Origin of the sequence: Streptomyces sp. TLI_053 (assembly GCF_900105395.1) — a bacterium.
Lineage (GTDB): Bacteria > Actinomycetota > Actinomycetes > Streptomycetales > Streptomycetaceae > Kitasatospora.
Genome location: NZ_LT629775.1, coordinates 4,855,797 through 4,880,918 on the forward strand (window position 1 = coordinate 4,855,797; position 25,122 = coordinate 4,880,918).

General features: G+C 74.0%; 19 protein-coding genes and 1 pseudogene. 3 read left to right on the forward strand and 17 right to left on the reverse strand.

The window, feature by feature from the left end; translation table 11 throughout:
• Positions 1-13: 13 nt before the first annotated feature.
• Together BLU95_RS19565 and pdhA are read right to left on the reverse strand one after the other, a co-directional pair.
• The gene (locus BLU95_RS19565) at positions 14-988 is read right to left on the reverse strand and encodes an alpha-ketoacid dehydrogenase subunit beta (protein ID WP_400752255.1); all 975 of its coding nucleotides are present in this window, start codon (positions 986-988) and stop codon (positions 14-16) included.
• A complete protein-coding gene (gene pdhA / locus BLU95_RS19570) occupies positions 988-2,130 on the reverse strand; it encodes a pyruvate dehydrogenase (acetyl-transferring) E1 component subunit alpha (protein ID WP_093861175.1) in 1,143 nt (380 codons plus the stop codon). Before pdhA ends, BLU95_RS19565 begins: the two co-directional genes overlap by 1 nt.
• 380 nt (positions 2,131-2,510) lie before the next feature.
• Here pdhA and BLU95_RS19575 point away from each other — a divergent pair, with 380 nt between their 5' ends.
• Together BLU95_RS19575 and BLU95_RS19580 are read left to right on the forward strand one after the other, a co-directional pair.
• Entirely contained in the window at positions 2,511-3,170 is a 660-nt protein-coding gene (locus BLU95_RS19575; protein ID WP_030392468.1) for a response regulator, read from the forward strand.
• 65 nt (positions 3,171-3,235) lie between these two features.
• Positions 3,236-4,324, forward strand: a complete 1,089-nt coding sequence (locus BLU95_RS19580) for a phosphotransferase enzyme family protein (protein ID WP_093861176.1) — start codon at positions 3,236-3,238, stop codon at positions 4,322-4,324.
• A 66-nt stretch (positions 4,325-4,390) separates the two neighbouring features.
• On the opposite strand, the gene BLU95_RS19585 is transcribed toward BLU95_RS19580, so the two are convergent.
• From BLU95_RS19585 to BLU95_RS19640, 11 genes and pseudogenes are all read right to left on the reverse strand, one after another.
• Entirely contained in the window at positions 4,391-6,217 is a 1,827-nt protein-coding gene (locus tag BLU95_RS19585; protein WP_093861177.1) for a protein kinase domain-containing protein, read from the reverse strand.
• 110 nt (positions 6,218-6,327) lie between these two features.
• On the reverse strand, positions 6,328-7,755 hold the full coding sequence (locus tag BLU95_RS19590) for a protein kinase domain-containing protein (RefSeq protein WP_093861178.1): 1,428 nt from the start codon (positions 7,753-7,755) through the stop codon (positions 6,328-6,330).
• Positions 7,756-8,088: 333 nt separating this feature from the next.
• Positions 8,089-8,643, reverse strand: coding sequence for a bacterial proteasome activator family protein (locus tag BLU95_RS19595; RefSeq protein WP_093864983.1), 555 nt, complete (start codon positions 8,641-8,643; stop codon positions 8,089-8,091).
• A gap of 321 nt (positions 8,644-8,964) precedes the next feature.
• The gene (locus BLU95_RS19600) at positions 8,965-9,909 is read right to left on the reverse strand and encodes a hypothetical protein (RefSeq protein WP_093861179.1); all 945 of its coding nucleotides are present in this window, start codon (positions 9,907-9,909) and stop codon (positions 8,965-8,967) included.
• A 138-nt stretch (positions 9,910-10,047) separates the two neighbouring features.
• Positions 10,048-11,025 (reverse strand): NAD(P)H-quinone oxidoreductase, encoded by a 978-nt coding sequence (locus BLU95_RS19605; RefSeq protein WP_093861180.1) that lies wholly within the window; start codon positions 11,023-11,025, stop codon positions 10,048-10,050.
• A gap of 51 nt (positions 11,026-11,076) precedes the next feature.
• The gene (locus tag BLU95_RS19610) at positions 11,077-11,640 is read right to left on the reverse strand and encodes a YbaK/EbsC family protein (RefSeq protein ID WP_093861181.1); all 564 of its coding nucleotides are present in this window, start codon (positions 11,638-11,640) and stop codon (positions 11,077-11,079) included.
• Positions 11,641-11,651: 11 nt separating this feature from the next.
• Positions 11,652-12,731 (reverse strand): potassium channel family protein, encoded by a 1,080-nt coding sequence (locus BLU95_RS19615; RefSeq protein ID WP_093861182.1) that lies wholly within the window; start codon positions 12,729-12,731, stop codon positions 11,652-11,654.
• Positions 12,728-13,939 carry a molybdopterin molybdotransferase MoeA gene (locus BLU95_RS19620; RefSeq protein ID WP_231978654.1) on the reverse strand — a complete coding sequence of 404 codons (1,212 nt, stop codon included), beginning with the start codon at positions 13,937-13,939 and terminating at the stop codon, positions 12,728-12,730. The genes BLU95_RS19615 and BLU95_RS19620 overlap by 4 nt, the downstream gene beginning before the upstream one ends.
• A pseudogene (locus BLU95_RS45855) lies at positions 13,936-14,930 on the reverse strand (NTP transferase domain-containing protein). The gene BLU95_RS19620 and the pseudogene BLU95_RS45855 overlap by 4 nt, the downstream one beginning before the upstream one ends.
• Positions 14,931-14,952: 22 nt before the next feature.
• The gene (locus tag BLU95_RS19630) at positions 14,953-15,969 is read right to left on the reverse strand and encodes an MBL fold metallo-hydrolase (protein WP_093861185.1); all 1,017 of its coding nucleotides are present in this window, start codon (positions 15,967-15,969) and stop codon (positions 14,953-14,955) included.
• A 317-nt stretch (positions 15,970-16,286) separates the two neighbouring features.
• Positions 16,287-17,048 carry a polyprenol monophosphomannose synthase gene (locus tag BLU95_RS19640; RefSeq protein WP_030392455.1) on the reverse strand — a complete coding sequence of 254 codons (762 nt, stop codon included), beginning with the start codon at positions 17,046-17,048 and terminating at the stop codon, positions 16,287-16,289.
• A 321-nt stretch (positions 17,049-17,369) separates the two neighbouring features.
• Here BLU95_RS19640 and manA point away from each other — a divergent pair, with 321 nt between their 5' ends.
• On the forward strand, positions 17,370-18,569 hold the full coding sequence (manA, locus tag BLU95_RS19645) for a mannose-6-phosphate isomerase, class I (RefSeq protein WP_093861187.1): 1,200 nt from the start codon (positions 17,370-17,372) through the stop codon (positions 18,567-18,569).
• On the opposite strand, the gene BLU95_RS19650 is transcribed toward manA, so the two are convergent.
• The 4 genes from BLU95_RS19650 to dnaB all read right to left on the reverse strand — a co-directional run bounded on the left by BLU95_RS19650 (position 18,559) and on the right by dnaB (position 24,911).
• Entirely contained in the window at positions 18,559-20,070 is a 1,512-nt protein-coding gene (locus BLU95_RS19650; RefSeq protein WP_093861188.1) for an acyltransferase family protein, read from the reverse strand. The two genes, manA and BLU95_RS19650, sit on opposite strands and share 11 nt — an antisense overlap.
• A 71-nt stretch (positions 20,071-20,141) precedes the next feature.
• A complete protein-coding gene (locus BLU95_RS19655; protein WP_093861189.1) occupies positions 20,142-21,347 on the reverse strand; it encodes an acyltransferase family protein in 1,206 nt (401 codons plus the stop codon).
• Positions 21,348-21,533: 186 nt separating this feature from the next.
• Positions 21,534-23,204: a PKD domain-containing protein gene (locus BLU95_RS19660; protein ID WP_159424947.1), complete on the reverse strand. Its 1,671-nt coding sequence runs from the start codon at positions 23,202-23,204 to the stop codon at positions 21,534-21,536.
• A gap of 216 nt (positions 23,205-23,420) precedes the next feature.
• Positions 23,421-24,911, reverse strand: coding sequence for a replicative DNA helicase (gene dnaB, locus BLU95_RS19665; protein ID WP_093864984.1), 1,491 nt, complete (start codon positions 24,909-24,911; stop codon positions 23,421-23,423).
• Positions 24,912-25,122: the final 211 nt, after the last annotated feature.

The following is a 25,122-nucleotide window of genomic DNA, read 5'->3' on the forward strand; positions in this document are numbered from 1 at the left end:
GCGCTCCCCGGTCTCAGTACGCGAACGCGCGGTCGACGGCGTCCAGCACCCGGTCCAGGTCGGGGAGGAAGGACTCCTCGACCCGGGACGGCGGGTAGGGCGCGTAGTAGCCGCCGACCCGCAGGATCGGCGCCTCCAGGTGGTAGAAGCAGCGCTCGGTGAGCCGGGCGGCCAGTTCGGCGCCCATGCCCAGGAACACCGGGGCCTCGTGCACCACGATGCCGCGTCCGGTCCGCTTGACGGACTCCTCCAGGGCGGCGAAGTCGACCGGGGTGAGCGAGCGGAGGTCGACGACCTCCAGCCGGCGGCCGTCCTCCTCGGCGGCCGCGGCGGCCTCCAGGCAGACCTTCACCATCGGCCCGTAGGCGATCAGCGTGGCGTCGGCACCGGGCCGGACGATCCGGGCGTCGTGCAGGCCCAGGTCGGCGGAGTCGCCGACCTCGCCCTTGTCCCAGTAGCGGCGCTTGGGCTCCAGGAAGATCACCGGGTCGTCCGACTCGATGGCCTGGCGCAGCATCCAGTGCGCGTCGTGCGCGTTGGAGGGGCTGACCACCCGCAGACCGGCGGTGTGGGCGAAGTACGCCTCGTGCGACTCGCTGTGGTGCTCGACCGCGCCGATACCACCCGCGTAGGGGATACGGACCGTGACCGGCATCTTGACGTGCCCGAGCGCGCGGGCGTGCATCTTGGCGAGCTGGGAGACGATCTGGTCGAAGGCCGGGTAGACGAAGCCGTCGAACTGGATCTCCACGACCGGGCGGTAGCCGCGCAGCGCGAGGCCGATCGCGGTGCCGACGATGCCGGACTCGGCGAGCGGGGTGTCGATCACCCGGTCCTCGCCGAAGTCCTTCTGCAGGCCGTCGGTGATCCGGAAGACGCCGCCGAGCTTGCCGATGTCCTCGCCCATCAGGACGGTCTTCGGGTCGCTCTCCAGCGACTTGCGCAGCGCCCCGTTGAGCGCCTTGGCGATGCTGAGCTGGCCGGCCATCAGTGGTTCTCCCCCGCCTCGAAGGAGGCCGCGTACTCGATGTACCCGGCCCGTTCCTCATCGACCAGCGCGTGCGGCTCCGCGTAGACGTGGTCGAAGATCAGGGTGGGGTCGGGGTCCGGCATGCTGCGCACGCCCTCGCGCACCCGCAGCCCGAGCTGCTCGCTCTCCGCCTCGATCGAGGCGAAGAACTCCGCGTCGGCCAGGCCCTCCTTCTCCAGGAGGGTGCGGAGCCGGGTGATCGGGTCCTTGGCCTTCCAGGCCTCGGTCTCGTCGGCCGCCCGGTAACGGGTCGGGTCGTCGGAGGTGGTGTGCGCGCCCATCCGGTAGGTGAAGGCCTCGATCAGCACCGGGCCGTTGCCGGTGCGGGCGTGCTCCAGGGCCCAGCGGGTCACCGCGAGGCAGGCCAGCACGTCGTTGCCGTCGACCCGGATGCCCGGGAAGCCGAAGCCGGAGGCCCGGCGGTACAGCGGGATCTTGGTCTGGGTGGTGGTGGGCTCGGAGATCGCCCACTGGTTGTTCTGGCAGAAGAAGACCACCGGCGAGTTGTAGACCGAGGCGAAGGTGAAGGCCTCGTTGACGTCGCCCTGGCTGGAGGCGCCGTCGCCGAAGTACGCGATCACCGCGTCGTCGGCGCCGTCCTTGGTGATGCCCATCGCGTATCCGGTGGCGTGCAGGGTCTGCGCGCCGATCACGATGGTGTACAGGTGGAAGTTCTTCTCGTTCGGGTCCCAGCCGCCGTGGTTCACCCCGCGGAACATGCCGAGCAGGTTCAGCGGGTCGACGTCGCGGCACCAGGCCACGCCGTGCTCGCGGTAGGTGGGGAAGGCGTAGTCGCCCGGCCGCATCGCACGGCCGGAACCGACCTGGGCGGCCTCCTGGCCCAGCAGGGAGGCCCACAGGCCCAGCTCGCCCTGGCGCTGCAGCGAGGTCGCCTCGGCGTCGAAGCGCCGCACCAGCACCAGGTCACGGTAGAGGGCCCGGAGCTCGTCCGCCTCCACGGTGAGCGGGAAGTCCGGGTGCTCGACCCGCTCGCCTTCCGGGGTCAGCAGCTGTACGAGCTCCGGCTGGGCGTCCTTGGCCGTGGCGCGGACGCCGGGGGCAGCCTTCTTGCGGGCCCTCGCCGTGCTTTTGACGGTCACGTTCACTCCTCGGTCTGTCCGGCCGCCCGGGGTCGCCGGTGACCGGTCCGGTCACCGCCTCGCGGGGCGCGCGTGGGTGTGCGCACCCGCAGCGGGGCAGGTGGTGATCCTTTTCCGACGGCGTCCCTCACGAGAACGTTACCCAGCGTCCGTCCTCGACGCGTCTGCGCTAGGACGTCCTACTTGTTCGGGGTCTACAAACCGCGCGTGTGGCGCAGCTCTCAATTCGGTCGCGTTCAGGACACCAGCGCACGTTATCCGGGCGGAGCCTCCGGCGTAAGGGGGTTACCGGCATCGGTTTCGACCGCTCTGGCCGGATCGTGACCCCGGCGCGGTACGGGCGAGAGGTCTTTCGTAGGGTGATATGGGAGGCTTTGCGCGTGACTGATAACGGACAAATCACGGTATTCCTCCTCGACGACCACGAGGTGGTCCGCCGGGGCGTCCATGAACTCCTCTCCGTCGAGGAGGACATCGAGGTGGTCGGCGAGGCCGGCACCGCCGCCGAGGCGCTGACCAGGATCCCGGCCGTGCACCCCGATGTCGCGGTGCTCGACGTGCGGCTGCCGGACGGCAACGGCGTCGAGGTCTGCCGGGAGATCCGCTCCCGGATGCCGGAGATCAAGTGCCTGATGCTGACCTCGTTCTCGGACGACGAGGCCCTGTTCGACTCGATCATGGCGGGCGCCTCCGGCTATGTGCTGAAGGCGATCCGCGGCACCGACCTGATCACCGCGGTCCGGGACGTCGCGGCCGGCAAGTCACTGCTCGACCCGGTCGCCACCAGCCGGGTGCTGGCCCGGCTGCGGGACGGCGGCGAGAAGGAGGACGAACGGCTCTCCCAGCTCACCAAACAGGAGCGCCGCATTCTGGACCTGATCGGCGAAGGGATGACCAACCGTCAGATCGGCAATGAACTGCACCTCGCCGAAAAGACGGTGAAGAACTACGTCTCCAGTCTGCTCGCCAAGATGGGGATGGAGCGACGGACCCAGGCGGCGGCGTTCGTGGCGCGGCACCAGGCGGACCAGCAGCACTGATACGGGCGAAGCACACAATTGACGACCTGTCAAGGGCCCCCGCCGAGAGGTCCTAACCTCTGGCTGTGACTTTCAGCCAGACCCTTGCCTGTGCACCAGCCCGTCCCGACCTCACCGCACCCCCGATAGGAACGCTCAGCCCTCCCGTCCCCCACGCGGCGCTCGCCGAGGTCCTGCGCCGCTACCGGGTGGGCCGCCTGCTCACCGCCGAACCCGTCGCCGAAGGCCTGCTGAACCGCGGCTACCGGGTCACCACCGAGGCCGGCGGCTACTTCCTGAAGTGCTACGTCGACGCCGCGACCGCCGGCCGCGAGGCGGTCGCCGGCCACCACCGGGCGATGGCCGCCCTCGCCGCCCTGGGCCTGCCCGTCGAGCCCCCGCTCGCCCTCGCCGAACGGACCGGCACCATCGCCCCGTTCGGCGGCCGGCTGTTCGCCCTCTTCCCCTGGGTGGACGGCGGGCACCGCCACGGAACCGAATTGTCCCTGCCGCAGTGCGCCGAACTGGGAGCGCTGCTCGGCCGGCTGCACGGCGCCCTCGACGAGGTCTGCGCGCCCGTCGCGCAACCCTCCGGCTACCGCAGCGCCGATCCGCTCGACAGCTCCGCACTCGCCCACGACCTGCGCGAACGGGCCCGCGAGCACCACCCCCGCGACGAACTGGACGCGCTGGTCGAGCGCCGGCTGGGCGAACGGCTGGAGCTGCTCGCCGAGCACGCCCACCGGCGTCCCGCCCCGGGCGCGGCTCCGCCCACCGGCTGGACCCACGGCGACTTCCACGGGCTCAACCTGCTGCACCGGGACGGACGGATCGCGGCCGTCCTGGACTGGGACAAGCTGGGCCGGCAGCCGCGCGCCGAGGAGGCCGTGCGCGCGGCCACCCTGGTCCTCAACGACCGGGTCACCGGGGTGCTCGACCTCGTCCGGGTCCGGCAGTGGTCGCAGGCCTACCGGGCCACCGGGGCCGCCACCGCCGAGCACCTGGCCGCCGCGACCCACCGGGTCTGGTGGGAGCGGCTGAACGACTTCTGGATGCTCCAGTGGCGCTACCAGCGGGGCGACCACCGGGCCGACCCGCTCTACCCCGCCTCGGCGGGCCAGCTGGCGTGGTGGTGCGAGGAGTACGAGCAGGTCCTGGACGCCTTCGCCAACTGAACCGACGGCCGGCCGTTCCCCGTCGGGGAGCGGCCGGCCGCCGGAACCGCGGGACGGGTCGACCGGTCAGGGAACGGCCGGGGTGGCCGCCCCGCCGGTCGGCTTCGGGACAGTGCCGCCGGCAGCGCCCCCGGCAGCGCCCCCGGCCGGCGGCGTCTGGCTGCCGCCACCGGTCGGCGGCGGGTTGGTCGCCGGCGGCGCGGTGGCCGGAGGCGTCGTCGCGCCGCCGCCCGTCCCCGTGGTCGGGGTGTTGGTCGGCGGTGCGGTGGCCGACCCGCTCGGGGACGTGCTCGGGGTCGGCGCCTTGCTGCTGGTGCTGCTCGGCGTCGCCGCCGGGCTGGTCGTGTGCTTGCCGGTCGGCTGGCTCGGCGCCTGGGTCTGGTTGCCGCCGTTGTTGTTGGTGTCGGTCTGCTGCGACTGCGTCGGACGGCGCGAGTTCTGCCCGGTCGGGGGCGTCGTCGTGGTCGCGCCGGAGCTGGGCGTGGTCGCCTCCGGCGCCGTCGACACCACCCCGGTGCTCGGACCGAGGTCGCTCGGCTTCCCGCCGCCACCGCCGTTGTCGTTGCCGCTCAGCGCCATGGCGATGCCCGCACTGGCCGCGACGACCACCGCCACGATGCCGGCCACCCAGCGCCACGGACGGCGCCCGCCGCCACCGCGCCCGTGCCCGCCGCCGTGCCCGTCGTCCGGACCGTCGCCGCCGCCGTAGGGCGGGTACCCGGAGGACGGCGTGTGCGGGCCGCCCGGCACCTGGTACGGCAGCATCGCCGTCGGGTCGCCCGGGACACCCGCCCCGAGCACCGCCGTCTCGTCCGCACCCCGCGGCGGCATCCCGCCGTGGCCCTGGCCGGCCGCGGCCAGCCCGGCCGTCGCGCCGAGCGGCCAGCCGCCGGTGCCGCCGGTGAGCTCGCGCAGCGCGTGCTCGATGTGCGCGCGGAACTCGTCCGCGTCCTGGAAGCGGTCGTCCGGGTTCTTCGCGAGCGAGCGCAGCACCAGGTGGTCCAGGCCGGCCGGGACCCGCGGATTGGCCTGCGAGGGCGGCACCGGGATGTCCTGCACGTGCTGGTAGACCACCGACAGCGGGGTGTCACCGGTGAACGGCGGCCGCAGGGCCAGCAGTTCGTAGAGCATGCAGCCGGCCGCGTACAGGTCGGAGCGGTGGTCGACCGGCTTGCCCAGCGCCTGCTCCGGCGAGAGGTACTGCGGGGTGCCCATGACCATGCCGGTCTGGGTCATGGTCGAGGCCGTGCCGGTGAGCGCCCGGGCGATGCCGAAGTCCATCACCTTGACCGCGCCGGTGGTCGTGATGATCACGTTGGCCGGCTTGATGTCACGGTGCACGATGCCGTGCCGGTGGCTGTAGGCGAGCGCCTCCAGCACCCCGGCGATGATGATCAGCGCCTGGTCGACCGGCGGCTCCTCCTCGTCGACCAGCAGCTCGCGGACGGTCCGGCCCTCGACCAGCTCCATCACGATGTACGGCGTCGACTCCTCGCCGACGTACTCCTCGCCGGTGTCGTACACGGCGACGATCGCGTGGTGGTTGAGCGCCGCGACGGCGTGTGCCTCCCTGGTGAAGCGGAGCCGTGCGATCTCGTCCTGGGCCAGTTCACCGCGGAGCAGCTTCACCGCGACGGTCCGCCCGAGCCGGACGTCCTGGGCGGCGAGCACCTCGGCCATGCCGCCCCGGCCCAGCCGGTGGGTCAGCCGGTAGCGGCCGTCGCCGACCGTGCCCAGCGGCGCGGCGGTGCCCCGGCCGGGGGTCTGCGGGGCGCCGTACGGCGGGAGCGCGGTCGTGGCGGCGTCGCCACCGGGCTCGGGCATCCTGGGGGCCCCGCCGCCCGGACCGGTCGCCCAGGCCCCGTCGTCGTCCGGATGCTGCGTCTGTGCCATCGCTCCTCGCCCCGGGCCTTCGCTCGGATCGCGGTGCCCTGTCGCTCGTGTCCCCGAACGCTACCGCCTCGGGCCGACCCCCGGAGCACGCGTGATCCGGGCGGAACCTGTCAGAGCAGGCCATTCCGGTCGGCCCGGCCGTCCGGCTGCGACACCGTGACCGCCGCACTCGAGACGCCCCGGGTCGACCCGCCCGCGGTGTCCTTCTCGGCCCGGTTGACCACGATCGCGATGATGATGACCGCCAGCACGATCACACCGACGATGATGCCGATGATCACCAGGGCGGTCGAGCAGCCACCGCTGTTCGACGCGGGCACCGGCTGCGGCTGGAACGGCGGCGCCGGCATCGGGTGCGGCGGCGGGGTGTGCGCCTGCTGCGGGAAGGGCTGCGGCGTGTGCGGCGCCTGGAACGCCGGCGGCGGCGTCTGGAACGGCTGCGCGTGCGGCTGGAACGGCTGCGGCGTGTGCGGCGCCTGGAACGCCGGCGGCGGCGTCTGGAACGGCTGCGGCTGCGCGTGCGGCTGGAACGGCTGCGGCTGGGGCTGCATGCTCGGGAACGGCTGCGGCTGCGGGGTCTGCGGAGCGGCGTGCACCGACCGCGGACCGTCGGTGATCACCAGCGGGTTGCTGGCCGCCAGCGGGCTGCCGCCGCCCTTGCCGGCCGCGATCAGCCGCTCGGCCTCGTCGCGCATCGCCGCCGCGCTCGGGAAGCGGTGCGCCGGGTCCTTGCGCAGCGCCGTCGCCACGAACCCGTCGACCGCCGGGGCGAGCCGCGGGTTGAGCGTGGAGGGCGCCGGCGGCTCCTCCTGGACGTGCTTGTACGCGATCGAGAAGGCCGAGTCGCCGTCGAAGACCAGCTGGCCGGTGATCATCTCGAAGAGCATCACGCCGACCGAGTAGAGGTCGGAGCGGGCGTCCACCGGCTTGCCCAGCGCCTGCTCGGGCGAGAGGTACTGCGGGGTGCCGACCACCATGCCGGTCTGGGTCATCGAGGTGACCCCGCTCTCCAGCGCGCGGGCGATGCCGAAGTCCATGACCTTGACGTTGCCCTTGCGGTCGAACATGACGTTGCCGGGCTTGATGTCACGGTGCACCAGGCCCATGTCGTGCGAGGCCTCCAGCGCGTTCAGCACACCGATGGTGACCCGCAGCGCCTCCTCGACCGGCATCGCGCCGTGCTGGCCGACCGCCTCGTTGATGGCGTCCCGCAGACCCTTGCCGTCGATCAGCTGCATCACGATGTACGGCGTGCTGGAGCCGTCCTGGGCGATGTCCTCGCCGCTGTCGTAGACGGTGACGATGTTCGGGTGCTCCAGCCGGGCCACCGCCTGGGCCTCGCGGCGGAACCGCTCCTTGAACGAGTCGTCCCGGCCCAGCTCGGCGTGCATGCTCTTCAGCGCGACCTGCCGGTCCAGCACGCTGTCGTACGCGAGGTGGACCGAGGCCATGCCGCCCTCGCCCAGCACCCGCTGCAGCACGTACCGCCCGTTGCCCAGGGAGTAGCCCTCGGCCGCCGCGTTGCCGTGCTCGCTCATGGTCTCTGCTCCCCCTCGGCGCGGCCGTACCGCCGCGACCGTGACATTCGGTCTCGTCCGTGCGTGTTCCCGGGCCCGGCCCGCCGGCCTGCCCGGACCCCTGTCGCGACGCTCGCCCGGACTGCGACAGGGGGTCAGGGTATCGGCTCGCGAGGACACCGCCCGGCCCAGGGCCGACACTGTGTCCAGGTCGCGACCCGGTACCCGTCGGTAGTGCTCGCGCCGCCGGGGCGGCCCGCCGCGCCCCGTGCCGTGCCGCCCCGGCGGGGCCGTGGCGGTACGGGTACGGCCGACGTCCACGGGCGGGCGGACGCCCGACCCGTGGGGGAACCGCTAGAGGTAGGGACCGGAGCGGATGCCGCGGCCCTCGCCCGGCTCGTCCCCCTCCGGCTCCCCGCCGTGCAGACCGGGCGGCAGCGCCCGCCGCATCTGCTCCAGCTGCGCCCGGGCCGCCATCTGCTGTGCGAACAGCGCGGTCTGGATGCCGTGGAACAGGCCCTCCAGCCAGCCCACCAGCTGCGCCTGGGCGATCCGCAGCTCGGCCTCGGTCGGGATCGAGTCCTCGGTGAACGGGAGCGACAGCCGCTCCAGCTCCGCCACCAGCTCGGGGGCCAGGCCCAGCTCCAGCTCCTTGATCGAGCTGGCGTGGATGTCCTTGAGCCGCGCCCGGCTGGCCTCGTCGAGGGGAGCCGCCCGGACCTCCTCCAGCAACTGCTTGATCATGCTGCCGATCCGCATGACCTTGGCGGGCTGTTCGACCATCTCGGTCACCGGCAGTTCACGCGGCCCGTCGCCGTCGTCCCCCATCGGGCCCGCCGTCGAACCCACCGGCAGCCCGTCCGGTCCGACGATCAGCACCTTCTGGCCGTCCTGCGGCTGCCCGCCCATGGCCTGGTGGAACTCCTGCGACGAGTACTCGTTCATCGGATTCGTCATGAACCACATTCTCCCTCACTGGGGTTGCCCGGGAGGAGGCCCCCGACCGACCCGCCCGCCCGTCGCCGGTGCCGGTGCCGCGACCGGCCGCGTGCCTGCGCCCGGGAACGACGCTACGCCCCGGGGGCGGGGCGGCGGTATCCGTACGGATACTCAGTCCGGCCCGGGTCCGGGGCAGCGGGGAGGCCCCGTCCGGCCCGGTCCGTCGGCCGCCCGTACCCGGTCGCCCACACCCGGTCGCCCACACCCGGTCGCCCGGCCGACGGGAGGCGGTCAGCGCCGGCGCAGCCGCAGCCCGATCAGGCCCAGTCCGCAGCCGATCAGGCCCAGACCGGCACCCAGCGGCAGCTGGCGGGTGGCCGCGTCGTCCCAGCGGGTGGGCAGCAGGGCCGGGCCGACCAGTACCGCCTGCGGCCCGGGCCGGCCGAGGGCCAGGGTCTCGCCGCCGGAGCCGTCGTCCGGCGCGGCCGGCTCCACCGCGCCGGCGCTCCCGGCCGCCGGGCCCGGGGCGGCGTCCGCCCCGGGAGCGACCGGCTGCTCCGGGACCTGCTCGGCGTCCTGCGCCCGGCCCCGGTCCGGCGCCGCCTCGGGCGCCGAGGCGGGGCGGTGGCGGCCGCGGCGCTGCTCCCGGTCGGCCCAGGACGGTCCGGGCCGGACCCGGCCGACCGCCTGCCACGCCACCGCCGTGGCGGCCGGTACGGCCGAGGACGGCGCCGCCGGGGCGGTCGGCGCGGGGGAGACCGGTTCGGGGGACGGCTCGGCGGGGGACGGCTCGGACGTGGTCGGCTCGGACGTGGTCGGCCCGGACGCGGCCGGCCCGGCGGGGGTCTCGGGGCCGGCCGACGGCTGCTCCGGCTCAGCTGCCGGCTCGGGCTCCGGCTCCGCCGAAGGCACCGGGGAGGTCCCGTCCGAAGGCGCCGCGGATCCGGACGCCCCCGGCGACGCCGACGGCCCGGACTGCTCCGACGGCCCGGGGTCGGCGGCCGGGCCGTGGTCGACGGCCGGCCCGGGATCGGCGGCCGGAACGGGGACCGAACCGACGGCACCGGCCGGCGCGCTCGGCAGTGCGATCGCGGCCGGCCCGGCCATCAGCGGTACGGCGAGCCCGAGCACCGCCGCCGCCAGCAGCCGCCGGCCGTTGCGGCGGGGGGAAGGGTGCGGCGGCAGTGCCGCGGGCGGCGGCCCGGGGAACGCGGACGAAGACGAAGGTGCGGGCACGGTCGAGGTCCTTCCGCGACGGCCGACCGCGCTGGGCGGGATCGGCGGCGGGACAGCTCCCGTCCAGACTCACACAGTCCGACATTCCGGGCATGTCGTACGGTGGCACCGGCCTCCGCGGGCCCCGGCCCAGCAGCCTCAGGCCCGCAGCACCACCTTGCCGACCTGCGTCCCGGCCTCCAGCACCCGGTGCGCCTCGGCCGCCTCCGTCAGCGGCAGCACCCGGTCGACCACCGGCCGGACCACCCCGGACTCGACCAGCGGCCAGACGTGCTCGCGCACCGCCGCCACGATCGCCGCCTTCTCCGCCAGCGGCCGGCCGCGCAGATTGGTCGCGACCACCGCGGCGCGCTTGCGCAGCAGGGTGTTGAGGTTCAGCTCGCCCTTCACCCCGCCCTGCAGCCCGATGATCACCAGCCGCCCGTTGACCGCCAGCGCGTCCACGTTCCGCGACAGGTACTTGGCGCCCATGATGTCCAGGATCACGTCCGCCCCGGCCCCGCCGGTGGCCTCCGCGAGCACCTCGGCGAAGTCCTGCTCGCGGTAGTCGATCAGGACGTCGGCGCCCAGTTCGGCGCAGCGGGCCAGCTTCTCGGGGCCGCCCGCCGTCACCGCCACCCGCGCGCCGACGGCCTTGGCCAGCTGGATCGCCATCGTCCCGATGCCGCTCGCGCCGCCGTGCACCAGCAGCGTCTCGCCGGGCCGCAGCCGCGCGGTGAGGAAGACGTTGGACCACACCGTGCAGACGACCTCCGGCAGCGCGGCGGCCTGCTCCGGCGTCAGTCCCTTCGGCACCGGCAGCAGTTGACCCACCGGCACCGCGACCCGCTCCGCGTAGCCGCCGCCGACCAGCAGCGCGCACACCTCGTCGCCGACCGCCCAGCCGGCCACCCCGGGACCCAGCGCGGCGATCCGGCCGGCGCACTCCAGTCCCGGATAGCGCGAACCGCCCGGCGGCGGATCGTAGAAGCCCTGCCGCTGGAGCAGGTCGGCGCGGTTGACGGCGGTGGCCGCCACCTCGACCAGGACCTCGCCCTCCCCGGGCACCGGGTCCGGCACCTCCGCCCAGCGCAGCGCCTCGGGCCCGCCGGGTTCAGGAATCGTCATCGCATGCATGGACCCGACGCTACTGCGACCCGGCCACCGGACGGCGGGCCGACCCGCTTGTCAGCCGGCCAGGTCCGGGAGCACCACCGCTCCGGGCAGCGCGGCCGCCGCCCGGCCCGGCAGGATCAGCTTGCCCCGCCGCCGCCCGCTGCCCACCAGGACGAACGGGGCCGCCGCGACCGCCGCGTCGACCAGCAGCGGCCAGCCCGCCGGGAGCCCGACCGGGGTGATCCCGCCGTACTCCATGCCGGTCGCCCCGACCGCGTCGTCCATCGGGGCGAACGAGGCCTTGCGGGCCTCCAGGTGCTTGCGGACGGCCCGGTTGACGTCGACCCGGGTGGTGGCCAGCGCCAGACAGGCGGCCAGGGTGGTCTCCCCGCCGCGCCGGGCGGCGACCACCACGCAGTTCGCCGAGGCCTCCAGCGGCACGTCGTAGGTCTCGCAGAAGACGGCGGTGTCGGCCTTCTCCGGGTCGGTCTCGACGTAGAGCACCGACCGGGCGGCCTCCCGGTCCGGCCAGGCCGCCAACGCCTCGGCCACCGGGGCCGCCAGCCGGTCGGCCGCCTCCAGCGCGGGGGCGTGGAACTCGAAGGCGCCGAACGGGAGCCGCGGTTGATCGCTCATGACGGGCAACCCTACGCCGAACCGGCCGACTTGATGACGATCACCCGGTCCGTGAGCTGGAGGGTCCGCGCCTCCGGCTCGGTGTAGTTGATCACCCGTCGGCCGCGGACCACCGCGACGACCAGGTCCTCGCACTCGCGCGGGCTGTGCCCGGCCTCGGCCCGGGTGACCGGGCGCTCGACCACGTCCAGGCCGTCGCCGTAGGTGAGCAGGTCCTCCATCACCGCGCCGGTGTGCGGGCTGAGCATCGACATGCCGAGCAGTCGGCCGGCCGCGCTGGAGCTGGTCACCACCACGTCGGCGCCGCTCTGCCGCAGCAGCGGGGCGTTCTCGTCCTCGCGCACCGCCGCCACCACGGTCGCCGTGCGGGTGAGCTGGCGGGCGGTCAGGGTGATCAGGGCGGCGGTGTCGTCCCGCTCCGGTGCCACCACCACCCGGGCGGCGGTGGGGAGTCCGGCCCGCAGCAGGGTGTCGGTCCGGGTGGCGTCGCCGAGCACGCCCACCAGACCGTGCTCGGCGGCCTGGTCGACCGCCTTGCGCTGCGGGTCGACCACCACGATCTCCTCCTTGCGCACCCCCTGCAGCAGCAGGGTGTCGATGGCGCTGCGGCCCTTGGTGCCGTAGCCGATCACGACGGTGTGCTCGCGCACGGTGGACCTCCAGCGGTTCAACCGCCACTGCTGGCGGGTGCGTTCGGTGAGCACCTCCAGGGTGGTGCCGACCAGGATGATCAGGAACAGCACCCGCAGCGGAGTGATCACGAAGATGTTGGTGAGCCGGGCGGTGTCGCTGTACGGGGTGATGTCACCGTAGCCCGTGGTGGAGAGCGTCACCGTGGCGTAGTAGGCGGAGTCCAGCAGGCTCACCCCGCCCCCGGCGTTGTCGTTGTAGCCCTCGTGGTCCACCCAGACGATCAGGGTGGTGGCCACCAGCACGGCCAGGGCCAGCAGCAGCCGGAAGCCGACCTGCCGGAGCGCCGGGGCGCTGCGCCGGGCGGGCAGCACGATCCCGGCGTCCGCCCAGGACTCCGCCCCGGCCGAGGCCCGGCCGGAGAGGCGGCGGCCGAAACCCCGTCCCGCGCCGCCGCTCACGGTGCCTCCAGCAGTTCGACCGCGGCGCCGGCCGCCGCACCGCCCGGCGGCACCACGGCGAGCGCCTCGGCCAGCGCGACCCCGCGCAGCATCGCCGGTCCGTCGTAGGGGAGTTGGAGCACCCCGTGGACGGTCCGCCGGACCGGTACCAGCCGGGTGTCCAGCGGATGTCCGGGCAGGGCGGCGACGGCGACGGCCCGGACCGGCTCGCCGGGGCCGCGGCCGGCCAGCGCGTGCAGCAGCGGCAGGGCCAGCGTGACCGCCCCCGCGACCGCGGCCAGCGGATTGCCCGGCAGACCCACCAGATGGCGCCCGCCGGGCAGTTCGGCCAGCAGCATCGGATGGCCGGGGCGGACGGCGACCCCGTCCACCAGCAGCCGGGCACCGACCTCGGCGAGCGCCCGGTGCAGGAAGTCCACCGGACCGGCCGCCGTCCCCCCGGTGGTGACCACCACGTCGGCGGTGGAGTGCCGCAGCGCGTCCCGGAGCAGTCCGAAGTCGTCCCGGACGGCGCGCGGTTCGCCGGTCTCCGCACCGGCCGCCCGCAGCCACGGCGGCAGCAGCGGGCCGAGCGCGTCCCGGACCAGGCCGGGCCGGGGCAGGCCGGAGCCGAGCAGTTCGTCGCCGAGCACCAGCAGGTCCACCACCGGGCGGCGGTGCACGGCCAGCCGGTCGTGGCCGCCGGCCGCGGCCAGGCCGAGCACGGCCGGGCCGATCCCGGTCCCGGCCGGGAGCAGTTGCTCGCCGCGCCGGCACTCCTGGCCGCGCGGCCGGACGTCCTGGCCGGTGGTCAGCGCACCGGGGAGGCGCTCGCGCAGCAGCGAGCCGGCCGGTTCCCCGTGTTCGCGGCGGAGCACGGCGGTGGCACCGGGAGGGAGCTGGGCACCGGTGGCGATCTCGACGGCGTCGCCGTCGGCCAGCGGACCGTCCGCGGGCCGTCCGGCCAGCAGTCGGCCGGACACCCGCCACGGGCCGGGGCCGGCCACCGCCCAGCCGTCCATGGCCGAGGTGTCGAAGGCGGGCAGGTCGGTGAGCGCGGTCAGCGGCTCGGCCAGGGTGCGGCCGAGCGCCTCGGTCAGCGGGACGCGCGGGGGCGCGGACGCCGGCCGGCCGGCCCGGCGGGCGGTCTCCCGGGCGGCCGCCCAGCTCGTCGGGGCGGCCGGGGCCGGTGGCTGGTCGAGCACGGCGAGGTCCTCCGGCGCGCTCACGGCTGTCCCGGGTCGGCGGCCGCGTCGGCCCAGCGCTCGGCGAGCGCGGCGGCCCGCCGGGACGCCTCGGCGACCGCCTCCGGCCCGCCGCCGCGCGACGCGGCGGCGTACCCGATCAGAAAGGTGGTCAGCGGGGCGGCGGGCCGGTCCACCCCGTGGGCGACCACCCGGGCCAGGTCGAGCAGACCCCGGACATCGACGTCCAGGTCGATGTCCAGCTCGGTACAGGCCTCGGCGATCCAGTCATCCAGCGTGCGCTCCATGCGGACATGCTGCCTGATCGGCGGTTTTCCCGGGATGTTTGCCCGGTGAGCGCCGCGCGTCGTTCGCCTCACACCGGGGTGAGGACCGGGGTGAGAACGGGCTGCGGACCGGGACGAGGACCGGATCGGCACCGGGGTCAGGACTCCCGCCGGCCGTCGCGTTCCCGGGCCCGGGCGAGGTCCTCCCAGGTGTCGCAGTCGTAGGTGACGTCGTCGGTGTCGGCCAGCCGCAGGGTGCGCAGGGAGCCGGTGAGGCGGCGCAGCGGGAGGCCGGCGGGGTCCCCGGCGGCGGCGAGCGCGGCGCGCAGGGCGGCGGTCCGGTAGGCGGCGGCGAGCGGCTGGTCGCGGCCGGCGGCGTCGACCAGGACGGCCGCCTCGGTGTCCGGCCCGGCCTCGTCGAGGGCGGTGACCAGCCGGTGGACGGTGCGCTCGTCGAGGAACGGCAGATCGGCGGCGAGCAGCAGGACCAGTTCGGCGCCGACCTCGGCGAGGCCCGCCGCGACGGCCGCGACCGGTCCGCCGCCGGGCGGGTGCTCGCGGGTCGGACGGACCCCGGGGCGGGTGGTGGGGCGGGCCGGGCCGACCACCACGGTGGTCCCGGCGCCGGCGCAGGCGGCGAGCACCCGGTCCAGCAGGGTGGTCTCGCCGACGGTCAGGGCCGGCTTGTCCGCGCCGCCGAGCCGGCGGGCGGCTCCCCCGGCCGGGACGATCACGTCGTACGGCGTCATGCCGCCAGTATCCGCCGCCGTCTCAGCCGGCGGTCCGGCCGGGCGCCTCCCCGCCGTCCGCCTCCCCGCCGTCCGCCTCTTCGGCGTCGGCGTCGGTCTCCGCGTCCGCCTCCGCGTCCGCCTCCGTGTCCACGTCGGCGGCCGGACCGGCGTCCGAGGCGTCCGAGGCATCGGCATCGACGGCATCGACGGTGCCGGCGGCGGCGGTGTTGGCGGCCGCGCTCAGCTCCAGCACCGCCGGCAGGGTCAGCTCCCCGTACCGCTCGTTCACGGCCGCGACCAGCGCCTCCGCGTCGTCCGGGTGCCCGGCCAGCAGCCGGTCGAAGTCCCGGAGGTACTCCTCGGTGAAGGCGAGCACCCGGGCCGCGTCGTCGCCCTGGTCGGGCGCGCGGTGTCCGGCGATCACCCGCTCCGCACCGAGCCCGGCGATCCGGCCGAGGTTGCGGACCCACTCGGTGCGGAGCTCCGGTGTGGTGTCGGCGGTCCAGACGTGGGTGCCGTTGTAGACGAAGTCACCGGCGATCACGGTGCGGATGCTGGGCACGTGCACCACGGTGGAGCCGTCGCAGTCGCCCTGTCCGAGCAGCAGCACCGGGATCGCCTGCCGGTCGATCATCAGCGGCTGGGGGAGCAGCGGGGCCGGGACCAGCGGGTGGTCCGGGATGTCGTCCCCGAACACCGGCTTCCACTGGGCGACCTTCGCGGCGGCGGTGCGCAGGATGCCGTCCACGACCGGCGGCGCGGCCAGCAGCCGGGCGTCCGGGAAGAGCCGCAGCACCTCCTCGGCACCGAAGTAGTGGTCGGGGTGGTGGTGGGTGACCACGATGGCGAGCAGTCGGCGGCCCTTGCCCGCGACCCACTCGGCCAGCTCGCGGCCGGCGCTGCGGGTCAGCTGGGCGTCGACCAGGATCGCCGTGTGCTCGCCGAGGATCAGCGTGGAGGTGGCGAAGAAGGCCGACTCGGGGCCGGTGAAGACGGCGACCTCCAGCGGCCGGACCGACGCCTCGGCGGTGTTCTCCTCGGACGGGGACGGCGTCACTGGTTGCTCCCTCTGGTTCGGCGGCCCCGGTCCCGGTCCGGCTCGGCGGCGGTGGTGGTGGTCGGTGCGGCGGTGTGCGGGCGGGCGGCGGTGTGCGGGCGGGTGGAGGTGTGCGGCGGGGCGGCGGTGTGCGGCGGGGCGGGCGGCGACGCCCGTGCGACGGCGGTTCGTGCACGGCGGTCCGGACGCGTGCGGCGGCCCCCTCGCACGGCCGGGCCTCGCGCCCTACAGCATGGGAGCAGGGCACGCCGAAAACGCGGAAGGCGCGCCCGACGGGGCACGCCTTCCCGCTCATGTGTCCGGGTGGTCCGGCGGTGTCAGCGCTTCCCGCCGGTCAGCCGGGCGAAGCGGTCGGCGACGCCCCAGGAGGTCACCCGCCAGAGCGCCTCGACCACGATGTTCCGGCTCATCTTGGACGCGCCCAGCTCCCGCTCGACGAAGGTGATCGGCACCTCGGCCACCTTGAAGCCGGCCTTCACGGTGCGCCAGGCCAGGTCGACCTGGAAGCAGTAGCCGGCCGAGGCGACCTCGTCCATGCCCAGGCCCAGCAGGGTCTCCTTGCGGAACGCCCGGTAGCCGCCGGTGACGTCCCGGATCGGCACGCCGAGCATCAGCCGCGAGTAGGTCGATCCGGCCCGCGAGAGCAGCAGCCGGGACTTCGGCCAGTTCACCACCCGGCCGCCGGGCACCCAGCGCGAGCCGAGCACCAGGTCGGCGCCGCGCAGCGCGGTCAGCAGCCGCTCCAGCTCCTCGGGCCGGTGGGACCCGTCGGCGTCCATCTCGACGAGCACGTCGTAGCCCTCGTCGATGCCCCAGCGGAACCCGGCCAGGTAGGCGGCGCCCAGCCCCTCCTTGCCCTTGCGGTGCAGGACGCGCACGTGGGAGTCCTCGGCCGCCAGCTTGTCGGCGAGCTCACCGGTGCCGTCCGGGCTGTTGTCGTCGGCCACGAGGATGTGCACCTCGGGGACGGCGGCGCGGACCCGGCCGACGATGCGCTCGACGTTCTCCACCTCGTTGTAGGTGGGGATGATCACCAGCACCCGGCCGAGATCAGCAAAACTCTGCTGGTTGACGGTCACGTACTAACCTCTCGGCCGGTGGCGGGAAGTGCCAGTCACCGTTGCCCGCACTCATCAGGACTCACAGTCCCGGCCGGCACCCGCCGACTGGGGGACACTGTGGAAAACACTGGGTCCTGGCATCCTACTACCGCGTCACGGAACCGGTCCGCCGCCCGCGGCACTCCCCACCGGCCTCCGGCGTTTCCCCTGCGGAGGCACCGGTCGGCTAGGGTCGATGCCCGGCCTTTGCCCGGATGCCCACCGTCGGCACCGCCCGCGGGGCGCCGCCCGGCGGCGAGGCCCGCCCGCCCACCGCAGCAAAGGAGCAGGACCGCGCCCATGGACAAGCTCGTCAACACCGTCCGCCCGTACGCCTGGGGATCCGTCACCGCGCTCCCCGAGCTGCTCGGGCAGGAGCCGACCGGCGAACCGCAGGCCGAGCTCTGGATGGGCGCCCACCCCGGCGACCCCTCCCGGGCCGACCGGGGCGAGGGACCGCGCCGGCTGGACGAGCTGATCGCCGCGGATCCGGAGCGCGAGTTGGGGGCCGCCTCGGTGGCCCGGTTCGGGCCCACCCTGCCGTTCCTGCTCAAGGTCCTCACCCCGGGCATCCCGATCTCCATCCAGGCCCACCCCTCGCTCGACCAGGCCCGGGCCGGTTTCGCCGCCGAGAACGCCCTGGGGATCCCGCTGGACGCCCCGCACCGGAACTACCGGGACGCCAACCACAAGCCCGAACTCATCTGCGCCCTGGGCGACTTCGACGGGCTGTGCGGCTTCCGCCGGCCCGCCGACGCGGCCGCGCTGCTGGCCGGTCTCGGTGTGCCCGCGCTGGAGCCGGTGATCGCCCCGCTCCGGGCCGGGAGCGAGTCCGAGGCGCTCAGCGGCGCCCTGGCGGCCGCGCTGGGCCTGGAGGGCCCGGCCGCCGAGGCCGCGGTCCGGGACACCGCCGAAGCGGTCGGCAAGGCGGCGGCCGAGGACCCGGCCGGACCGTACGCGCCCTACGTCCGGATCGCCCGGGACTTCCCCGGCGACCGGGGGCTGATCGCCGGACTGCTGCTCAACCACGTCCTGCTGCGCGCCGGCGAGGCGCTCTACCTGGGCGCGGGCGTCCCGCACGCCTACCTGCACGGCGTCTGCGTCGAGCTCCAGGCCAACTCGGACAACGTGCTGCGGGCCGGCCTCACCCCCAAGCACATCGACGTGCCCGAGCTGCTCAGGGTGGTCGAGTTCGCCGCCACCGCGCCGGTCCCGCTGCTGCCGGTCACGGTGGACGGGATGCCGGGCGAGGAGCTGTACCCGGTGCCGATCGACGAGTTCCGGCTCTCCCGGTTCGTCCTCGACGGCCGGGAGCGGACGCTGTCCGGCGACGCGCCGCAGATCCTGCTGTGCACGGCGGGCGCGGCCCGGCTCTCCTCGGCCGACGGCGGCACGCTGGAGCTGGCCCGCGGCGAGTCCGCCTTCCTCCCGGCCACCGGCGCCGCGGTCCGGCTGGCCGGCACCGGCGCCACCGTGTTCCGGGCCACCGTCACGCTCTGAACGGATCCGCCCCGCTCCCGTGCCCCGGTGGGAACCGGAGAACGGGAACGGGGCGGGACTGAGCGGTGGCGGGCCGGGCCTCAGCCCCCGAGGCTCCCGCCTCCACGGGCACCCGGGCGCCGGCCGGCCCGGCCGGTGCCGGGACGGCGGCCGGACGCGCCGCTCCGTCCGCCGGACCGCCGGAGGGGCCGTCGGCCGGGCCGTCCGCCGGTCCTGCGGGGAACCTCCGCTCCAGCGCCTTCAGTGCCTTGCGCCCCAGCTTCTGGAACGGCAGCTCCACCAGCCGGTACAGCAGGTAGGCGGCGACCAGCGAGATCGCCAGGTACTCGACCGTCCAGAGCGTCTTGGCACCGGCGGTCTCCGGCATCGGGTTCGCCAGGTGCGGGCGGATGGTGTGCAGCAGCGGCACGTGCAGCAGGTACAGCGAGAAGCTGACCGAGCCGAGCCAGGTCAGCGGCTTCGGGAACCGCTTCTTGCGCAGCAGCATCGCCGCCAGGAAGGTGGCCCAGGCGCCGGTGAAGGACAGCGACCAGGCGACCCAGCCCGAGTTCCAGGTGTTCAGCTCGACACCGTTGCGGTTGTACATCCAGCCGATCGCGACCCCGGAGACCACCACGAACCCGCAGCACAGCCAGGCCTGGGCCCGGTCGATCTGGCCGTGCTCGGCGCGGTACAGCACGGTGCCGGCGAACATCGTGGCGAAGATCAGCAGGGTCTCGAAGACGGGGGCGCGGCTGTTGAGGAACAGCAGCACCAGCGCGAGTCCGGCCACCAGCAGGGCACCGATCCGGGCCAGCGCCGGGTTGCCGCTGAGCATGCAGAGGAAGCCCATCACCACGATCAGCACCGCCGCCAGCACCAGGTGCCGGGTCGCGTCCAGGGACTGGGCGAGCGTGGCGCTGGCGAGCGATCCGCCGAACACCAGGCCGATCGCGGCGAAGGTCACCGCGATGGTGCCGCTGCGCCGGTGCCAGCCGAGCGTGAACAGGCCGGTGACCAGGAAGTAGAAGACCATCTCGTAGGTGAGCGTCCAGGTCACACCCATGCCGTTGACGACGCTCAGCATGTCCTGGAGCATCGTCGCGTTCGCGGCCAGCGAGATCAGGTTGTGGCCGGTGCGGAAGAGCGCCACCGATCCGTCGCCGTCGGGCAGCATCAGGATCGACACGGTGAAGGCGGCGATCAGCGCCGGGTAGATCCGGAACAGCCGGCCCACCCAGAACGCCCGGACGTCACCCCGGCGTTCCAGTGAGGCGGGGATGATGTAGCCGCTGACCAGGAAGAACAGCATCACGCCGTACAGTCCCAGGTCGAAGTGGTCCCAGACCGCCCCACCGAACGGCAGCAGCTCCAGGATGCCGAAGTGGTGCAGTGCCACGACCAGGGCCGCGATGCCGCGCAGAGCGTCCAGCCAGCCGAGGCGGGCACCGGCGGAGGCCGCCGCCGCTCCGCGGTCGGCCCTCCGGAATCGACCGGGGAGCTGCAGTCGTATGAGATTCACGGCATGGACAGTAGCCCATCCGTTCCGGACTCATCGTCCCCGGAGCACCGGGGTCCGGCCGCTCGGGCAGGTCAGGCCGACAGGGCGGCCGTCCGGGCCGGCTGCGGCTGCCCGGACGGCCCACCGAGGCCCTTCCGGGGCAGACCGATGTTCTTGAGCTTCAGCGCGGGCTTCTCCACCAGGTACCAGGACAGGACCGCGGCGGCCAGGGCCAGGACGACGGAGGCGCCGGTGTAGACGGCGTACCCGTGCCGCTGCACGTGCCAGAGGGCGAGGCCCTGCTGGATCGGGAACGCGTAGATGTAGACGCCGTAGGAGAGGTCGGCCTTGCTGCCGACCCTCGTCAGCGGGCGGGGCATGAAGCAGGCGAGCCAGATCAGCAGGTAGGCGAGGGCCGGCAGCCCGACCAGGTAGAACCCGCCGTACCGGGCGCTCCCCACCAGGAGGGCGAACGCCAGCAGCGCCAGGATCCCGTTCATCCGCAGGCTCTTCTTGTAGAGCTCGGCCACCGCCCCGAGACCGAACAACAGGCCCAGCGGCAGGAGCTTGTCCGTGCCGACCGTACCGAGCAAGGGCAGTCGCCAGTTCTCGAACCCCGTCGGGATGTAGATGGGTGACCGCAGACCGGGACCGTCGATCGCGAGGTAGACCATGAAGCAGTACAGGGCGACGACCGTTCCGAGCACCGCCCAACGCGCCCGGTGCAGGACGCCCAGCGCGGCGAGGGCCGCCACCGCCAGGTAGCAGAGCACCTCGTAGACGAGCGACCAGAGCGAACCGTTGAACCCGGCGTCGGCGTTGTGGGTCAGCAGTCCGGAGATCCCCGGCTGACCGGTGCCTATCGACCAGTTCGCCATGACGTACCGCCACGGGCCCTGGGGGTGCGTCCAGAAGCCGTCCAGCAGGTGTTCCCGACGGGCCACGAGCGGCGCGACGACGAAGGCCGTGACCAGCAGGCAGACCCACAGGCCCGGCATGATCCGGATGGCCCTGTTCCACAGGAAGCGGGCCGGGGTGAGCCGCAGGCCGCTCCGGGTGATCAGGAGACCGGAGAGCACGAAGAAGCCGGCCACCGCGAGACCACCCAGCTCCACCTGCCCGCCCGACCAGTGCGCCCCGATGCTTCCCCTGCGCACGCCCAGCGGCATGGCATGGGCGAAGATCACCGACAGGGCCAGCAGGAGCCGCAGCAGACCGAACCCGTTCTCCCGGCCCAGCGCTTCGGACAAGGGCCGGGTGCCGAGCACGGCGGACCGGAACCGCGATATTCGAGACATGTGGGGGCATTCCTACGGAGCGGTGGGCGGCGACGGTGGGGGCGGAGCCACGGCGAGGACAGTAGCCCATCCGCGGAACCCGCCCTCCCGGGGCCCACCCGGTCCGGTCCACCGGGGCGGAACGCGGGGAAGCGCCCGGGAGCGGCCTCGCGGGGCCGCTCCCGGGCGTTCGGTCGCCCGCCGGGGTCAGCGGTTCATGTAGAAGCCGAACATGTCGACGACCAGGTCGGTGTTGCCACCGCTGGCGTTCCAGAAGTCGATGAGGCCGTCCGTGCCGAACTTCACCTGGACCAGGTTCGGCACCGTGTCGCCGGCCTTCCAGTTCAGCGTGGAGGCGTTCGGCTTGGCAGGCCAGGCCCAGGTGCCGTTGCCGTACTGCTGCCTGGTGTTCGGGTCCGGGAAGACGGTCAGGTGGCCGTCGGCCCGGGTGTTGGTCACCGTGCTGTTGAGCACGAGGTCGGTGTACTCCGGGGCCCACCCGCTCAGACCCATGTAGGAGTACCCCGGGCCGGGGACCTCGCCGTCCGGCACGTCCCGGGTGTCCCTCAGCCGCAGCGGCGTGACCGGGACGTAGGCGCTCCCGCCGGCCCCGTAGTAGCCGACGACGTCCACGATCACGTCCGAGGAGCCCTGGGCACCGTTGAGCACCTGGATCCGGCCGGACGCGTCGACCGGGACGATCACCGCGTTGGCGATGGTCTGGCCGCGGCGGAAGTTGAGGTTGGACACGCTCGGCGCCTGGCGGTCACCGGGGTGGACGGTCAGGTGGCCGTCGCTCTGCGGGTCGGTCACCGTGACGTTGAGCGCCACCGCGCCGACCCCGGCGGGAATGCCCGCCCGACCCGCGACCTGGACCGGGAAGGAGGTCCATCCGGGCACCTGGCCCTGGTCGGTGCCCAGTCCCTCGCGGGTGTCGACCAACCGGGTCGGGCCGACCGAGGTGTAACCGCCGGCCTCCGAGTGGCTGAAGTAGCCCGCGACATCGGCGAGCAGGTCGACGGCGGCGCCGCCGCGGTTGAACAGGTTGACGTAGCCGTCGGCGCCGACCGGGACGATGGCCAGGTTGGGGACCGTCTGGCCCGCGGTGTAGTTGACGTTCGAGGTCTCCGGGCGGTCCTCCCCACTGGGGTAGGCGATGAGGTGGCCCGCGCCGCCGGCCGGGTCGACCACGGTGAGGTTGAGCGCCACCGCGGTCACCCCCTCCGGGATCCCGCCGTTGCCGGCGATCTTCACCCGGGTCTCGCCCCAGGGCTGGACCCGGGCCGCCGGGGCGCCGGTGCCGTCCCGGGTGTCGAGCAGCCGGGTCGGACCGTAGGGGGTGAACTCCGAGCCGCCGGTCGCCACGGTGACACTGTTGGTCGCGGTCTCGCCGTTGGCGTCCGAGACCGTGACCGTGACCGTGTACTGGCCGAGGCCGGCGTAGGTGTGGTCGAAGCTGCTCTCGCCGGTACCGGCCCCGCTGACGCGGTCCGAGGAGCCGTCGCCCCAGTCGACCACCACGTCGAGCGGCGCGATGTCGCTGTTGATCCAGGTGTCCACGTGGACGTCGTAGGCGCTGGTGGCGTAGACGGACACGTCCAGGGCCAGGCTCTCGTTGGCGGTCGCGGCGGCGGCGCCCTGGGCCTTGGCGGCCTTGCCCGGCTGCCGCACCGAGGCCCCGGCGGGGCTACGCACAGTGCCGAAGGCGGCGGAGGCGATGTCGGCGAGCGACGTGGCCGGCTGCGCCGGCACGGCGCCCGCCGCCGGGTGGGCCGGAGCCCCCGAGGTACCGGTTCCGGCCGCGACGGCCAGGCCGGGACCGACGACCAGGCTCGTCGCCACGGCGGCGGCGACGATGATGTGACGGTGACTGGGCACCGTACCCCCCATGGGTGTTGTCGAACGACGCACCGAACAGGTGCTCGCGCAGGCTACTGAAGGACCGCGTACGGAGCAACGGTTTTCCGCCAGTCCCGGTCCCTGCGCGGGGGCGTACCGGACAGAACGGTCCGGACCGCCCGCGGCACTGCCCGCAACACCGTCCCGCGATCACCCGCAGTCACCGGCGGACGTCGTTCGCGGGGGACGCTCCGATCAGTCGCGCGTCATGTCGACGAAGCGCGAGTAGTGGCCCTGGAAGGCCACGGTGATGGTGGCGGTCGGGCCGTTACGGTGCTTGGCGACGATGAGGTCGGCCTCGCCGGCGCGGGGGGACTCCTTCTCGTAGGCGTCCTCGCGGTGCAGCAGGATGACCATGTCCGCGTCCTGCTCGATCGAGCCGGACTCACGCAGGTCGGAGACCATCGGCCGCTTGTCGGTGCGCTGTTCGGGACCACGGTTCAGCTGGGACAGCGCGATCACCGGCACCTCCAGCTCCTTGGCCAGCAGCTTCAGGTTTCGCGACATGTCGGAGACCTCCTGCTGACGGTTCTCGGCCCGGCGGGAGCCGCCGGACTGCATCAGCTGGAGGTAGTCGATGACGACCAGTTTGATGTCGTTGCGCTGCTTGAGCCGGCGGCACTTGGCGCGGATCTCCATCATCGACAGGTTCGGCGAGTCGTCGATGAACAGCGGCGCCTCGCTGACGTCGGGCATCCGGCGGGCGACCCTGGTCCAGTCGTCGTCCGTCATCGAGCCGGAGCGCATGTGGTGCAGCGCCACCCGCGCCTCGGCGGAGAGCAGACGCATGGCGATCTCGTTGCGGCCCATTTCGAGCGAGAAGATCACGCTCGGCAGCTTGTGGTGGATCGAGCAGGCCCGGGCGAAGTCCAGTGCCAGGGTGGACTTTCCCATCGCGGGACGGGCCGCGATGACGATCATCTGGCCGGGGTGGAGCCCGTTGGTGAGCGCGTCGAAGTCGGCGAAGCCGGTCGGGACCCCGGACATCTGGCCGTTGCGGGAGCCGATGGACTCGATCTCGTCGAGGGCGCCCTCCATGATGTCGGCGAGCGGGGCGTAGTCCTCGTTGGTGCGCTGCTCGGTGACGGCGTAGATCTCCGCCTGGGCCGCGTTGACGATCTCGTCGACGTCGCCCTCGGCGGCGTAGCCCATGCCCGCGATCCGGGTGCCCGCCTCGACCAGCCGGCGCAGCACCGCGCGCTCGTGCACGATCTGCGCGTAGTACTCGGCGTTGGCGGCGGTCGGGACGGAGTTGACCAGGGTGTGCAGGTAGCCGGGGCCGCCGACCCGCTGGAGCTCGCCGCGCTTGGTCAGCTCACCGGCGACGGTGATCGGGTCGGCCGGCTCGCCGCGCGCGTAGAGGTCGAGGATCGCGCCGTGCACCAGCTCGTGCGCGGGACGGTAGTAGTCCGCGGGCTTGAGCACCTCGACCACGTCGGCGATGGCGTCCTTGGACAGCAGCATGCCGCCGAGGACGGACTGCTCGGCCGCGAGGTCCTGCGGGGGGACCCGCTCGAAGCCCTCCAGGCCGCCCTCCCCGGAGCGCTCGTCCTCGCCGCCCTGGCGCCGCTGACCGTCCCGCTTGAAGCCGCCGCCCGAACCGCCGGAGCCGCCCTTGCCGCCCTTCTGGAAGCCGCCGCCCTGTCCCTTGCCCTGACCGTTGTCACGGGCGCGCGAGACCGGCAGCCGGTCGCCGGGACCGTCCGGGAAGGGGGCGTCGGCGAAGGCACCGACCGGGAAGGGGTCGTCGGCACCCTGCCAGTCGTCCTCCGGCGGGGGCGGGGCGTCGTGGTCGTCGTACTGGGGGCCGGTCACGCGTGTTCCCCGATCAGCGAGTGGTGCGAGTTGGAGCGGGCCTTGCCGGTGGCGGCCGGGAGGGAGCGGAACCCGACTCCCC